The organism is Glutamicibacter sp. JC586 (assembly GCF_009805585.1).
Taxonomy (GTDB): domain Bacteria; phylum Actinomycetota; class Actinomycetes; order Actinomycetales; family Micrococcaceae; genus Glutamicibacter.
The window spans coordinates 271,804-286,701 of record NZ_VHIN01000005.1; the positions used below are offsets into that span (position 1 = coordinate 271,804).

The 14,898-nt window shown below is 54.8% G+C and carries 12 protein-coding genes and 3 tRNA genes; 2 read left to right on the top strand and 13 right to left on the bottom strand.

Translation table 11 applies throughout. The annotated features are described in order from the left end of the window. Window positions 1-17: 17 nt before the first annotated feature. Window positions 18-224 (top strand): hypothetical protein, encoded by a 207-nt coding sequence (locus FJV47_RS04800; RefSeq protein ID WP_159610559.1) that lies wholly within the window; start codon window positions 18-20, stop codon window positions 222-224. A 3-nt stretch (window positions 225-227) separates the two neighbouring features. Here FJV47_RS04800 and FJV47_RS04805 read toward each other — a convergent pair whose 3' ends face one another. Both FJV47_RS04805 and FJV47_RS04810 read right to left on the bottom strand, forming a co-directional pair. Beyond that, window positions 228-1,100: a DMT family transporter gene (locus FJV47_RS04805; RefSeq protein WP_159610561.1), complete on the bottom strand. Its 873-nt coding sequence runs from the start codon at window positions 1,098-1,100 to the stop codon at window positions 228-230. Between the two features lie 105 nt (window positions 1,101-1,205). Then, on the bottom strand, window positions 1,206-2,201 hold the full coding sequence (locus tag FJV47_RS04810; RefSeq protein WP_159610563.1) for a bile acid:sodium symporter family protein: 996 nt from the start codon (window positions 2,199-2,201) through the stop codon (window positions 1,206-1,208). Between the two features lie 110 nt (window positions 2,202-2,311). Here FJV47_RS04810 and FJV47_RS04815 point away from each other — a divergent pair, with 110 nt between their 5' ends. Beyond that, window positions 2,312-3,454 (top strand): glycosyltransferase family 1 protein, encoded by a 1,143-nt coding sequence (locus tag FJV47_RS04815; protein ID WP_235026342.1) that lies wholly within the window; start codon window positions 2,312-2,314, stop codon window positions 3,452-3,454. Window positions 3,455-3,524: 70 nt separating this feature from the next. On the opposite strand, the gene FJV47_RS04820 is transcribed toward FJV47_RS04815, so the two are convergent. From FJV47_RS04820 to dnaA, 11 genes are all read right to left on the bottom strand, one after another. Continuing rightward, window positions 3,525-3,597, bottom strand: a tRNA-Ala gene (locus FJV47_RS04820). A gap of 93 nt (window positions 3,598-3,690) precedes the next feature. Next, window positions 3,691-3,763 (bottom strand) — tRNA-Ala (locus FJV47_RS04825). Between the two features lie 7 nt (window positions 3,764-3,770). Further along, window positions 3,771-3,890, bottom strand: coding sequence for a DLW-39 family protein (locus tag FJV47_RS16750; RefSeq protein WP_211286071.1), 120 nt, complete (start codon window positions 3,888-3,890; stop codon window positions 3,771-3,773). A 31-nt stretch (window positions 3,891-3,921) separates the two neighbouring features. After that, window positions 3,922-3,995, bottom strand: a tRNA-Ile gene (locus FJV47_RS04830). Between the two features lie 120 nt (window positions 3,996-4,115). Then, entirely contained in the window at window positions 4,116-4,703 is a 588-nt protein-coding gene (locus FJV47_RS04835) for a DUF3566 domain-containing protein (RefSeq protein WP_159610567.1), read from the bottom strand. After that, entirely contained in the window at window positions 4,700-7,294 is a 2,595-nt protein-coding gene (gene gyrA, locus FJV47_RS04840) for a DNA gyrase subunit A (RefSeq protein ID WP_235026363.1), read from the bottom strand. Before gyrA ends, FJV47_RS04835 begins: the two co-directional genes overlap by 4 nt. Before the next feature lie 90 nt (window positions 7,295-7,384). Continuing rightward, on the bottom strand, window positions 7,385-9,388 hold the full coding sequence (gene gyrB / locus FJV47_RS04845) for a DNA topoisomerase (ATP-hydrolyzing) subunit B (protein WP_200831956.1): 2,004 nt from the start codon (window positions 9,386-9,388) through the stop codon (window positions 7,385-7,387). Window positions 9,389-9,730: 342 nt separating this feature from the next. Beyond that, window positions 9,731-10,288 (bottom strand): DciA family protein, encoded by a 558-nt coding sequence (locus FJV47_RS04850; protein ID WP_159610573.1) that lies wholly within the window; start codon window positions 10,286-10,288, stop codon window positions 9,731-9,733. Then, a complete protein-coding gene (recF, locus tag FJV47_RS04855) occupies window positions 10,281-11,444 on the bottom strand; it encodes a DNA replication/repair protein RecF (RefSeq protein ID WP_159610575.1) in 1,164 nt (387 codons plus the stop codon). Before recF ends, FJV47_RS04850 begins: the two co-directional genes overlap by 8 nt. 57 nt (window positions 11,445-11,501) lie before the next feature. Further along, window positions 11,502-12,629 carry a DNA polymerase III subunit beta gene (gene dnaN, locus FJV47_RS04860; protein ID WP_159610577.1) on the bottom strand — a complete coding sequence of 376 codons (1,128 nt, stop codon included), beginning with the start codon at window positions 12,627-12,629 and terminating at the stop codon, window positions 11,502-11,504. 468 nt (window positions 12,630-13,097) lie between these two features. Then, complete coding sequence (gene dnaA, locus FJV47_RS04865) at window positions 13,098-14,534, bottom strand: chromosomal replication initiator protein DnaA (RefSeq protein WP_159610579.1); 1,437 nt, start codon at window positions 14,532-14,534, stop codon at window positions 13,098-13,100. Window positions 14,535-14,898: the final 364 nt, after the last annotated feature.

The following is a 14,898-nucleotide window of genomic DNA, read 5'->3' on the forward strand; positions in this document are numbered from 1 at the left end:
TCAGTCTGGAGCTATGCATGAGCAAGAAGAGCAAAGTAGGAAAAGTACTAGCCGTTGGCTTGATTGCCGGAGTCGTTGCCATTCTGGTTGCCATGTGGAAAGCCTCAAAGCCCATCGAAGACCCATGGGAAAACGAACCAGGGGTAGCTACGCCGCAGGAGCCTCTAGATTCTCGAGAAGCCAGTGTGGAAGAAATTCGAGAGATCATCGAAGATGACAAATAAAAACTAGATACTCGTCCGTTTTGGTTGGGCTTGCCCTCGTATTACGAGGGCAAGCCCTGCGAGTATGACAGCCAGTCCAACGTAGGTCGCCGGTGAAACTACTTGTCCAAGCAATAGAGCAGCCAAAAGCGCGGCACCTGGGATCTCGAGCAGGATCAACATCGACACCGTCAACGCGCCTAAGACGTTGAGTAGGTGGTTCATGGCGGTGTGACCGAGTATTTGAGCACAGAGAGTCAGCAACACAATGCCCAACCATCCATGGGCATCAAATCCCCAGATGGGCATCCGCGTCGAAAAGCAAAGAACCAAAAGCGCCAGAGCGGTGATGGCATAACAGCTCGAGGCATAGGTCGCGGTGCTCATGGTTTGACGAGCTACAGATCCTGCAAGGGTATAGATTGCGGCGAGAATGCCGCCAGCTAGAGCCAGGAAGTCTCCTAACAACGCTTGACCGCCCAAGCTCATGTCGAACCCGGTGATCACAATCGCCCCGCCCAGAGCAATAGCCATTCCTACGAACACCTGGGTTCGATACTGCACTTTCCTCATCACTTGAAAGACAGCTATCCAAACACCTTGGATACACACCAAGGCAGTCCCGGCAGCCACGCTGGTCAATCTCATTGAGTACATGAAGCACACAAAATGTAGCGCCAAAGAAATTCCTGCAATACCTGTGAAGATCCATTCGCGAGAAGTCATTCTCAGATATACACGTGGGTTCTTTCGCAATGCGGGGACGCTCAAGATAACCGCTGCAGCGCCATTGCGCCAGAAAGCCATGGAGAGTACCGGGACGCCTGGGAATGCGGCGATGATGGGTCCGGAAGCAGAAATTCCGAGGATCCCAAGGGCTGCGAGCAAGGACGTCATTGACTAAAAACACCTTCGTCTTTTGTTGCTGTTTTCAGCAATAACCAAGCCCACCATGGACCTGTCTTTCTTATAAAGAAGTAATATTCTCACTTTGGAATATGATCATTTTTCCTTACTGACCACTGGTTTCATAGAGTCTTTGCGTCTCCAGTAGGCAGCGAACATTGCGCCGGACAAATTATGCCAGACAGAGAATGCAGCCGCTGGCAATGCTGCCTCCGGAGTGAAATACTGCTTCGCGAGTCCACCGGCAAGCCCTGAATTCTGCATCCCCACTTCGATAGCCATGGTTCGGCGAGCGTCTGCCGGAACGCGCATCAGTACACCCGCGCCGTAGCCCAGCAAAAGTCCTAATCCGTTATGCAAGATGACCGCAAGCAGGACCAACAAACCTGCAGACAGGATCGCTTGCGCGCTACCGGCCACAATAATTGTTACGACAACGGTGATCGCCACAACCGAAGCCCATGGCAGGATGCCACTCACTGCGGTGACCCACCGGTTGAAGATCATGCGCAGCGCTATACCTAGAACTACTGGGATCAAAACGATCTGTACAACACTTAGAGCCATAGATCCTGCGTCCACCGGCATATATTGGCCGGCTAGCCACAACGCCAACAGGGGCGTCAGCACCGGGGCAATCAGGGTCGATACGGAAGTCATCGCAACAGATAGCGCTACGTTGCCTCGTGCTAAGTAGGACACGACATTTGAAGCGGTTCCGCCCGGCGCGCACCCAACTAAGATCAGTCCAGCTGCCAGTGCCGGATCTAGCTGGAGAACCGTGGCTACCAACCAGCCCATGGTCGGCATCACGACAAATTGGGCAACTACACCGCCAAGAACTGGTAACGGATTTTTCACGACTAAGGCGAAGTCCGGCAGGGTCAAGGTCAAACCCATGCAGAACATGATGATCATCAATAATGGATTGATCCAACCAGCAAAACCAACAAAAACCTGGGGGAGTAGCATCCCGAACAGCCCGCCGAGCAGGATCAGTACCGGAAAGAGCAAGACAGCTATGCGCGAATCTCTCTCGATTTTTTCGCTCTGAGCTGCTCCGGCACCATTGCCGGTTTTTTCATTTTCCACTTACGATATCTTGCCACCAATGAACGAAAACCAACAATGACCAACAGAAGTTAATGAACTGCCCCAGTCCTATTTACCTTGATGTCATCCTTGGTCGCCATCCTGAATGTGTGAAGGTTGCAATCGTTGCTGAATCGTTCCTGCCCCACTTCAATGGGGTCACCAACTCTATTCTGAAGACCCTGGATCATCTGGCCCTTACGGGACACGATGCCGTGGTCATCACCCCTGCCGGCTCACTCGCCGGCGAACTTACCGGTCATGGGGTTCCAAGCCACTATCGTGGCTTTCGAATCCACACGGTCCCCTCAATGCCGTTGGCAAGCTACCCAGAAGTTCGGTTAGCGACTACTAGTGTTGGCCGACTGCGAAAGATCCTTGCCCGCGAACGTGTCGATGTTGTTCACCTGGCCAGCCCCTTCATTCTAGGATGGCAAGGTTTGCGCGCGGCTCAAGAGCTGAATTTGCCTACCGTAGCCCTCTATCAAACAGAGGTCCCCAACTACGCCAGTCGATACAAGATGCCATGGCTCACCCAACGACTCTGGGATCATGTCCATGCCATTCATAGTGCTGCCGATGTAACCCTCGTTCCCAGTACCTTTTCTTTCCAGCAGCTCAAGAACCTTGGCATCGATAGACTTAGGATCTCAGGCAGGGGAGTCGACACACTCCAATTCACCCCTAAACGCCGTAGCGAGCACTTCAGGGATGCCATAGCACCTAATGGAGAGGTTGTTATCGGCTATGTCGGTCGCCTAGCCGCAGAGAAGCAGGTGGCTGATCTGAGGGCTTTAGCGGACCTCAAGGACACCAAGCTCGTTATCGTAGGCTCCGGTCCGTTAGAGGCCGAGCTACGAGCGTTACTACCTCAAGCGCATTTCACGGGATTCCTCTCTGGAGATCGACTAGCGGAAGTCATGGCATCCATGGATGTCTTTGTGCATCCGGGAGCCTCCGAAACCTTCTGCCAAACCATTCAAGAAGCTATGGCTTGCGGTGTACCGGTCGTGGCCGTAGGCCGCGGAGGTCCGCTTGACCTGGTGGATTCCTCGCGCACCGGCTGGCTTTATCAACCAGGAAACCTCACGGAGCTTCGAAGTCGTGTCAGTGACCTCGTCTATGACGATGCTAAGCGTTTAGCATTTGCTAGCGCAGCGTTGAGAAGTGTTCAGGGGCGCTCATGGTTCAATATTGGCGAGCAACTTCTCGGACACTATCAAGAAGTTCAGACTGCCCGAATCAGCCGCTAACCGAACAGAACAAAGTTGTTGGTAAATGAAGAAGGACGGAAAGCTTAATGCTTTCCGTCCTTCAATACTGTGGAGCCTAGGAGAATCGAACTCCTGACATTCTGCTTGCAAAGCAGACGCTCTACCAACTGAGCTAAGGCCCCGTATACAGTTTTTGGTGTTCCACACCGATCGATCCTCAGCGGATCAATCAAAAAGAATTAGCGGAAAGCTGATGCTTTCCGCCAGTCTTTTTGTGGAGCCTAGGAGAATCGAACTCCTGACATTCTGCTTGCAAAGCAGACGCTCTACCAACTGAGCTAAGGCCCCAAAAGCTTTAAGAAACTTTGTCGGCTACCTGATGCCAGGTTTCCTTTGTTTCCGAAGAAGCCTTCGCTTTCTTGACCAAGACTACCGCAGCAGTCGCAATCGATGCGAGAACCAGGAACTTTTTCATTTCTTCCTCTTTCTCTCCAGCAAGGTTTCCGTGGGCGTACCAAGACTTGAACTTGGGACCTCTTCGTTATCAGCGAAGCGCTCTAACCGCCTGAGCTATACGCCCTTGCTTTTGTTTGTTCCCTTTGGAACGAAATAAAACTCTACCGGGGATTTCCAGAACTTACAAATCGAGCCCGGGTGTCATGCATCACAGCATAAATCCCGGGCTCGACTAGGCGTGTTTCTAGTCGTCGGTGAGGGTTACACCCACGCCACCGACCAGCGAAGCAGCAATGTTGTACAGCACCGCTCCCAAGGTGGAGATCACCGAAATAACAACTACATTCACCACTGCGATGATCGTTGCGTAAGAGGCAACCTGACCCAACGACATGGACTGTCGCAGGTCGAAGCTTCCCTGAGCAATAGCATCGCGGATCAGCTGGTTGAAGGCGTCGAAGGTACCCATCAGATCAAGCAATGCCCAAATACCTACGGACGCAACCACGGTGATCACACCGAAAGCTACCGAAAGTAGGAAGGCGAGCTTAAGCACCGAGAACGGTTCAACCTTGGAAACCAGCAGGCGAGCCTTGCGAGCCTTAGCCTTAGGTGCTGGGCGAACCAGGCGCTCCTGGGTGGTGGCGGGGCGCTGTTGGCCACCGGTAGGTCGTTGGCCGGCAGGACGAGCCTGACTGCCGGTTGGCCTTGCACCGCCAGCTGCTGGGCGATTACCGGTGGTGGTTGGCGCCGGACGCTTTACCTGGGCACCTCGCGGCGCTTCGCTCTTCGGGGCACTGCCGTTGGGGCGTGGCGTCGAGGGCGTGCTCATGCGTTACCTCCGTTAGTGGTGTCATCGTCCTGGACGTCAGATTCGGTTTCCGGCGCGGTTGATGACTGATCGATCGTGTTTTCTGCGTCCAACGTTACGGCATCTTCCTCCAAGTTCTCTTCGAGCTGTGTCTCGGAGTTCTTGGCTACCGCAATAATAAAGTCCTTCTTATCCGGCTTCGCGAAGATCACACCCATGGTGTCTCGACCCTTAGCAGGAACCTGCGAGGCAGCGGAGCGAACAACCTTGCCACCGCTCATGACGACCAGGACTTCGTCGGTTTCATCAACGATCAAAGCGCCGACCAACTCGCCACGTTCCTCGTTTAGCTTGGCAACCTTAATGCCCAAGCCACCACGTGATTGAACACGGTATTCGGCAACGTCGGTACGCTTGGCGTAACCTTCGTTGGTCACCGTAAACACGAAGGAGTTCTCGCGGACCACATCGGCGGCCAGCAGCTCGTCCCCTTCGCGGAACTTCATACCGGTAACACCCGAAGTAGCGCGGCCCATCGGACGCAGCGCGGTATCGGTAGCGGTGAAGCGCACAGATTGACCCTTGCGCGAGACCAGCATCACATCATCGGATTCACTGACCAGCTGTGCGGAGACCAGTTCATCATCATCACGGAGGTTGATCGCGATCACCCCGGCGGTGCGGTTAGTGTCGTAATCCTCCAGGCGCGTCTTCTTCACCAAACCGTTGCGGGTGGCCAACATCAGGTAGGCAGCATCCTGGTAGGTACGCAGATCCAGTACCTGGGCGATGTGTTCGTCTGGCTGGAAGGCCATGACATTTGCCACGTGCTGACCCTTGGCATCACGACCGGCCTCGGCTAGCTCATAGCACTTGGTGCGGTACACGCGGCCATGGTTGGTGAAGAACAGCAGCCAGTTGTGGGTAGAAGTGACGAAGAAGTGCTCCACCACATCGTCCCCGCGAAGGTTTGCACCCTTGATACCCTTGCCACCGCGAGCCTGCGAGCGGTAGTTGTCGATGCGGGTGCGCTTAACGTAACCGCCGCGGGTGATGGTCACAACCATTTCTTCTTCTGGGATCAGGTCTTCGACGCTCATGTCGCCGTCGTAACCCATCAGAATCTTGGTGCGGCGATCATCCCCGTGCTTGTTGACGATCTCGCCCAGTTCTTCGGAGACGATCTCGCGCTGGCGCTCTGGGGAGGCGATGATTCCTTGGAATTCGGCGATCATCCGCTCGAGCTCTGCGTGGCGATCCTGAATCTTCTGGCGCTCCAAGGCGGCCAGACGACGTAGCTGCATATCCAGGATGGCGCGTGCCTGATCCTCATCGATATCCAGCAGTTCCATCAGACCATCGCGGGCTGCCTCGGTGGTAGCCGAGCGTCGAATCAGCGCAATGACCTCATCAAGAGCATCCAAGGCCTTGAGCAGACCACGCAGGATGTGAGCCTCTTCTTCGGCCTTCTTTAAGCGGAACTGGGTGCGTCGAACAATGACTTCGATCTGGTGGGTGACCCAGTGACGGATGAACCCATCCAGTGGCAAGGTGCGTGGCACCCCGTCAACGATGGCCAGCATATTGGCCGAGAAGTTGGTCTGCAGCTCGGTGTGCTTGTACAGATTGTTCAGCACAACCTTGGCCACGGCATCGCGCTTAAGTACGATCACCAGGCGCTGACCGGTACGGCCCGAGGTTTCATCGCGCATATCGGCAATGCCGGCAATCTTGCCATCGCGAACCAGCTCGGCGATTTTCACCGCGAGGTTATCCGGGTTGGCCATGTAGGGAAGTTCGGTGACTACCAGGCAGGTGCGTCCCTGAATTTCCTCCACATTCACTACCGCGCGCATGGTGATCGAACCACGTCCGGTGCGGTAGGCGTCGGCGATGCCCTTGGTGCCAAGGATCATCGCGCCCGATGGGAAGTCCGGGCCCTTCACGCGCAGCATCAGTTCGGCGAGCAGCTCTTCGCGGGTTGCTTCTGGGTTCTGCAGATACCACTGCACACCGTCGGCGACTTCACGCAGGTTATGCGGTGGAATGTTGGTGGCCATACCCACGGCGATACCGGATGAGCCGTTGACCAAAAGGTTCGGGAAACGGGCCGGAAGAACCGTAGGTTCCTGGTTTTTACCGTCGTAGTTGTCCTGGAAATCAACGGTGTTTTCGTTGATGTCGCGGACCATTTCCATGGCCAGTGGGGCCATTTTGGTTTCGGTGTAACGCTGGGCGGCGGCGCCATCGTTACCCGGGGATCCAAAGTTACCCTGGCCAAGTGCCAGTGGGTAACGCATGACCCAGTCCTGGATCAGGCGAACCAGCGCATCGTAAATCGCGGTGTCGCCGTGCGGGTGGTACTGACCCATGACTTCGCCGACCACGCGTGCGCACTTGTTGTAGGCGCGCTCGGGGCGGTAGCCACCGTCGTACATCGCGTACAGCACGCGGCGGTGCACTGGCTTCAGGCCATCGCGCACGTCCGGCAGTGCACGGCCAACAATAACTGCCATGGCGTAGTCCAGGTAGGACCGCTGCATTTCGGTCTGCAGGTCGATCTGATCGATCCGCCCGCCTTCATGGATCGGTTCGATAACCTCGCCGTCCAGCGGTTCATCCTGTGGGGTTTGCTCGTCGCTCAATGTGTTCCCTTATAAGTCAAAAAGTCTTCGGTGAATTTCCTCAAGGCCCTAGGCCGATTAGATATCCAGGAAGCGCACGTCCTTGGCGTTCTGCTGAATGAAGTTACGGCGGGACTCCACGTCCTCACCCATCAGCACGGAGAAAACCTCATCCGCAGCGGCTGCATCATCCATGGTGACCTGGCGCAGGGTGCGGAATTCTGGATCCATGGTGGTGTCCCACAATTCCGAGTAGTCCATCTCGCCCAGACCCTTGTAACGCTGGATTCCGTTGTCCTTTGGCAGGCGCTTGTTGGAGGCCTGTCCGGCCAGCAGTGCGTCGTCGCGTTCCTTATCGGAGAACACGTAGTCATGTGGCGCATTGGACCACTTGATGCGGTATAGCGGGGGAGCAGCCAGGAAAACGTAGCCGTGCTCGATCAGCGGGCGCATGAAGCGGAAGATCAGGGTCAACAGCAAGGTGGTGATGTGCTGACCGTCCACGTCAGCATCGGCCATCAGCACGATCTTGTGATAACGCAGCTTGGCCATGTCGAATTCTTCGCCGATGCCGGTGCCGAAGGCGGTGATCATCGCCTGAACTTCGGCATTGCCCAACGCACGATCCAACCGGGCGCGCTCCACGTTCAGGATCTTGCCACGCAGCGGCAGGATGGCCTGGGTGTGTGGGTCACGTCCGCGCTTGGCCGAGCCTCCTGCGGAGTCACCCTCCACGATGAACACTTCGCACTCGGCAGGGTTCTTCGAGGAGCAGTCCGAGAGCTTACCTGGCATGCCGAAGGATTCCATCGGCGACTTACGCCGGGCGTTATCGCGGGCCTTGCGGGCCGCCATACGTGCCTGGGAAGCTAGCTGTGCCTTGCGGATAATGTCGCGGGCAACGTTGGGGTTGCGCTCGAACCAGTCGCTAAGTTCCTCGTTGACTACACCCTGGACAAAGCCACGGGCCATCGAGTTGCCCAGCTTGGTTTTGGTCTGGCCTTCGAACTGTGGTTCGGAGAGCTTGACCGAAATGACTGCGGTCAGACCTTCACGAGCGTCTTCACCGGTGAGGTTGTCATCCTTTTCACGCAGGATCTTGTTATCCCGGGCGTAACGGTTGAGCAGGCCGGTCAACGCTGCGCGGAAGCCTTCTTCGTGGGTACCACCCTCATGGGTGTTGATGGTGTTCGCGTAGGTGTGCACGGATTCGGCGTAGGCGCTGGTCCACTGCATCGCGATTTCCAGGCTGATGCCACGAGCTGAATCCTCAGATTCGAAGGCGATAACCTCTTCGTGAACCAGTTCTACCTTTTTGGCGGCGTTCAGGTGCTTGACGTAGTCCAGCAGGCCGTTTTTGTAGAGATAGTCCACGGTACGTGGCTTGACTACCTGGTTTTCGATCTCTTCGTCGACTTCAGCCTCAGGCTCGGCATTCACCGGGGTGCGCTCATCGGTCAGGGTGATACGCAGGCCCTTGTTCAAGAAGGCCATCTGCTGGAAGCGAGCACGCAGGGTCTCAAAGTCGAACTCGACGGTCTCGAAGATTTCCGGATCTGGGTAGAAGGTTTGGGTGGTACCGGTCTTCTCGGTCTCTTCCCCCTTGGCCAGCGGGCTGGTGGTGACACCGCCATTGCTGAAGCCGATACGCCAGGCGTTGCCCTGACGGCGAACGATCGTATCTACCTTGCGCGAGAGCGCGTTAACTACGGAAATACCCACACCGTGCAGACCACCGGACACGGCATAACCGCCACCGCCGAACTTACCGCCAGCGTGCAGGATGGTCATGACTACCTCAACGGTAGGCTTGCCCTCGGTCGGGTGGACATCCACCGGAATGCCACGGCCGTTGTCCTCACAACGTACGCCGCCGTCGGCCTGCAGGGTGACGTTGATGGTGTCGCAGTAACCCGCTAATGCTTCATCGACGGAGTTGTCGACTACTTCATAAACCAAGTGGTGAAGGCCGCGAGGGCCGGTGGAACCGATGTACATGCCAGGGCGTTTACGTACCGCTTCGAGTCCTTCGAGGACGGTAATATCCTGGGCGCCATAGGTATGTTCGACTTTGGAAGTCATCGATTCCGCGGGAACCTGGCTTTCTGCCGGATCCTGCGGTGAAGCATTTTCAGTAGACACGGGTGCTACGAACTCCTCGAATTAAGCGCGCGATCACCGTGACGTTGCAATCAACGTTTCGGGTAATCATGGTCTGGAGGGACATCACCGTGGGTTTAAGCCACAGCAACACCATTTCACTGCTTCTAATTCTACCGCGTATAGCAAAATATTCGGTGCTTCTGTGGCCTAAATCGGCCACATAAAGCTAGTAATTGACCATCTGAGGCAGTCGCGGAGCTTAAGTGAGGGGGGATCCACCCTCCGGGTGCGTTAGCGCGCCATATGCCGTGCCAGCTATTTTTATCCGTAGGTGTCTCGAGGACCGCGTCCGGCGACCGAGCGCATCCCGTGGCGCCACGATGGAGCATTAGGCCCTAGAACCTTAAGCACCGTGACAATTCCAGGACCTAGTTCGGCATCAAACTTCTTCAAAATATCGTGGCTCATCAGGCGCATCTGTGCAGCCCGTGCGGTGGTATCGCAGCGCATGACCACGACCGTATCCTCAAACGACTCCGGCGTGCAGTGCTTCGCATTCTCCTCACCGATGATCTCTGCCCAGCGACCGAGCACTGATCCCACGGCGACTTGAGTGTTCCAGCCTCGTGCTTTGGACAGGCGTGCGACGACCTCTCCGATGGCCCGCGGGTCACGCTGGGCGCCAGGTTGCGCTGGTGACTTGTTCTCCATGAATCCGCGGCGAGCGGCCTGACGTTTGCGGACTTTCTCCATGCGTGCCGCATCAACACGGCGCTCGCCACGTTCTTCAGCCAGCCGACGCATCCGATTGAGCAACGCCTTGGCGGCGTCAATTTCCGGATCAAAGCGGTGTTCGTCCCGCTCTTCGGGCTCACGCATCGACAACCTGGCCAGGGGATACCTGGAAGAAATGTCCCTTCAGTGCTTCGGGGACATCTTCTACAACGGCAGCGGTGACTAATACTTGCTCAGCGCCGGCGACAATATGCGCCAATCGGTCTCGGCGGGTGGCATCAAGTTCGGCAAAAACATCGTCCAAGATCAGAATTGGTCCCGAACCTGGTCGAGGGTCGTCATCACCAAAGACCCGGTAGGCAGCTAGTCGCAAGGCCACTGCAAAGGACCATGTCTCGCCATGGGAGGCGTAACCCTTCGCGGGGGTTGGACCCAAAATCAATGTGAGGTCATCACGGTGGGGCCCGAATAATGAGATGCCACGATCAAGTTCCCGGTTCCGGTTAGCCTCGATAGCTCCAAGGATGAGATCTTGAATCTCGGGTTGGCTCAACTCTTCCAACGCAGGCAGAGTCTCCAGGTTCTCGTCGCTCTCAGACTCCAAAGATGACCTGTAGATTGCTTTAGCTTCTTTGGCTCCATCGGCCAGGTCAGCATACGCGGCCTGCATATATGGCCTAATCAGCATAAGAACATCAAGGCGTCCCCGCATGAGCCGGGCGCCGCACGTAGCTAATTGCAGGTCCCACGCTTGCAAGGTGTTTTCTTGTGAGGCAGAAAGTTTGGACTTGCCACGAATGGATTTGAGCAACGCGTTACGCTGCTTGACGATTCTTTCGTAGTCATTTTTGGTACCGGCCTCGATCGGACGCAGCGCTACTAAGAGCTCGTCTAGGAACTTTCGGCGGTGGGACGGATCTCCCTTGACCAAGGCTAAATCTTCGGGGGCAAATAACACGGTTCTGAGCATGCCCAAGATTTCGCGAGCGCGAACTGGGTTGGCTCGATTGATTCGTGCCCGATTTATTTTCCCGCTGGTGATCTCCACTTCGAGCGTGGTTTTCTGGCTACCGCGGTGCAAAGTACCGCGGATCAAGGCACGCTCGGCACCGAAATTCAGCAATGGTGCGTCGTTGCTGACGCGGTGAGAGGCCAGGTTAGCCAGGTAACCGATGGACTCGACAATGTTCGTTTTGCCGACCCCATTGGGGCCGATTAAAACATTGATGCCAGGAGCTAGATGCACGTCAGCCTGCGCATACGAGCGGAAGCTCGTGAGGGAAAGCTGCGAAATGTACACCTAGGTCCTGACAACTTCGAGATGGCAACTGAGGACTTCAGTCGCCATCGGATGGGCTTAGTTCGAGTTTGGCAAACGTACCGGCATCACAAGGTAGCGGTACTGATCCTGATCGGCTTCATCCAACTTCTTCTGGCCAGTGAGCATCGCTGGCTTGGGAGCACTGGTGAAGGAGAATCGCACAAAATCGGTGGTGAACGAGTTCAATCCTTCAGACAAGAAGGTTGGATTGAACGCTACAACGATGTCTTCGCCACGCAATGAAGCAACGATAGCTTCTTCAGCTTGTGCGTCCTCGCCGGTACCAGCATCCAAGGTTAATTGACCATCAGTGAACGCCATACGAACCGGGGTGTTACGTTCTGCAACAACCGATACACGACGTACAGCTTCCATAAGTTCACTAGTGCGAACCGTGGCATGGATTGGCGTATCACTTGGGAATAGCGAACGGATCTTTGGGTACTCACCGTTGATTAGCAATGAGGTGGTGCGGCGGTTGGAGCTTTCAAAGCCCACCATGTCACGATTTTCGCTGATCGCAAGCTTCAGTTCTCCAGCACCAGAGAGAGTCTTAGCAACTTCGCTCAGGGTCTTGGCTTTGATCAAGAAGGAAGTGGAAATCTCCGAAGTGTTTGGAGTCCAGTTCAGTTCGCGTAGTGCCAAACGATAGCGGTCAGTTGCCAGGAAAGTGATGAGGTCGTTTTCAATCTCAACCTTGATGCCGGTGAGCACTGGAAGAGTGTCATCCTTCGAAGCAGCAACAATCACCTGTGAAACTGCAGCCGAGAATGCCTGGCCGTCGATTGTGCCAGCGATAGCTGGAAGTTCTGGAAGCGATGGGTATTCTTCGACTGGCATGGTAGCCAAGTGGAAGCGTGAGCGACCACAAGTCAAAGAGATCTTGGTGCCATCGGTCTCAAGAGTCACTGTTGAGTTTGGTAGCGATCGGGTGATCTCGGCTAAAAGCTTGCCTGATACCAGAATTGAGCCTTGCTCAGAGATGTCCGCAGGAATCTCGATATGCGAGGAAATCTCATAATCAAATCCCTCGAGGCGAACTAGGCCTTCATGGGTAGTGATCAGGATGCCAGCTAGTACTGGTGAGGGTGGGCGTTGTGCCAAGGACCGGGCGGTCCAGGATACGGCTTCTGCCAATACATCCTTTTCAACGCTGAACTTCACGAAAAATCCGCCTTTCGGAACCCTTTGAATCTTAAGTCAGGCCAAGAAGGTTGTTCCCTCGCCAAGTTCTTAAGCATAGAGCAGGTAGTTGCACGTTCTCTCCATCTTAATCTTGCCACGTGCTGTTGGTGCAAAGTCATCATTACCTCTGGCTTGTTGATGAGCGCTGCGAGAAAAAGATTTGAACAGGTTTGGCTCGAGGTACAGGAGTGGACTCGTTATTTGGATGAATAAGTGTTTAAAGGAGAAGTGTTAATAACCCTTGTGGATACTGTGGACAACCCGCAAACACCTAGAAATCTCGGCGATTGTGCATGTGAACAATCTGTGGTTGAAATTGACACTCAGTTCCAGAGGTCTGTTGAAACTCAGTTCCACCATTTTTAACGTCCACACGGGTACCCACCTTTATCCGCAGGTAGTCACCAGACCATCCACAGATTTATCCACACCTGTGATTTCTTGGGATTAATGCTCCCGCTGACTCTGCTTGATACGGTTCGTTAGCTCTGTGACTTGGTTAAAGATGGCCCGGCGTTCAGCCATCAGCTCACGAATCTTACGATCAGCGTGAATCACGGTGGTGTGGTCACGTCCACCAAGCTCAGCGCCAATCTTTGGCAACGACATGTCAGTAAGCTCACGCAAAAGGTACATAGCGATCTGTCGGGCGGTGACCAATGTGCGCGTCCGAGACTTGCTATTAAGCTCATCGATAGTCAGACCGAAGTATTCAGCAGTCTGTTTGATGATGGTGGATGGGGTAATCTCTTGCGCACCATCCTCACTGATTAGATCCTTGAGCACGGTTTCCGCTAGAGCCAAGTCAACTATTTGGTTGTTCAGCGAGGCGAAGGCCGTGACTCGGATCAGTGCTCCCTCGAGCTCACGAATGTTGGTGGAGATGCGTGAAGCGATGTACTCCATGACATCTCCAGGAGCTGAAAGGTTCTCAGCGTCGGCTTTCTTGCGCAGGATCGCGATACGAGTTTCCAGCTCAGGTGGCTGAATATCAGTGAGCAGGCCCCATTCGAAGCGAGAACGCATGCGATCTTCGAAGCCTTGCAGCTGTTTGGGAGGCAGGTCAGAAGTAATCACAACCTGCTTGTTGTGATTATGCAGCGCGTTGAAAGTGTGGAAGAACTCTTCCTGCGTGGCGTCCTTGTTGGCCAAGAACTGGATATCGTCAATCAACAGAATGTCGACGTTGCGGTACGTCTGTTTGAAGCTGGCACCCTCATCATCACGGATGGAATTAATGAAGTCGTTGGTGAACTCTTCCGAATTCACGTAACGCACGCGAATGCCTTTGTATAGGTGACGAGCGTAGTGACCAATAGCATGAAGCAGGTGGGTCTTACCTAGCCCGGAATCACCATAAATGAACAACGGGTTGTAGGCCTTGGCAGGTGCTTCGGCCACTGCCACCGCTGCAGCATGGGCGAAACGGTTCGAAGAGCCAATGACAAAGGTGTCAAAAATGTATTTAGGGTTTAGCCGGCCAAACTCTTGCGAGTTCGATGGGGGAGTCGGCTGAGGCGCTGGCTGTGGCCGAGGACCTGGAGTCTCAGTGACCGAAGGAGTCGCAGGAGCCGGAGCGGATGTTTCTGGCGCTTCCTCTTCGAGTTCGTCAGAAAGAGAAAGATCGACGCTGACAGCGCAGCGGATATCGTCCTGAAAAACTTCACGTAGAGCCTCATCTAGAGGTTCACGAAGTTGGGTCTGCAGGATATCGCGCGTTAAGTCGTTCGGAACGGCAACGAGCAACGTCGTTCCGATCAGCCCCTGTGGCTTAGCCAACGATACGAAGGCACGGTAGCGGGCTTTAACGCGATCGTCGTCCTCGATCTTGCGAATCACCTGGCGCCAGGAGCTACCAATGCTATTGGTTTCGTCGCTGCTCACTAAGGGCGCCCCACTCTCGATAAAAATGCAATCTTGGTCACACGGATCTTGTTTCCAAGGCCCGAAAACGCCGTTTTTTGGACGACGTCACCATTGATTCTATCTACCATCCACAAACTTATGCACAGCCAAGTGGAAAAAGTTGAGCTCCAAGCTGTGGAAAAGGGGTTTTCCCTTGATAATAAGCGTTTTAAGCTCCGAGATGACTTGCGCTTTCGTGAGAATATGTGAACTTTCTTTCGTTGTACACGGAAGTAATCCACAAGTTTGAGGTAGATTATTCACAGGCCAACACTCGAAGCGAGTCGTGTTGGTGGAGTTAACGCGCCAATTTGACCTGTGGCGAACATTTTTCTATTGTTAT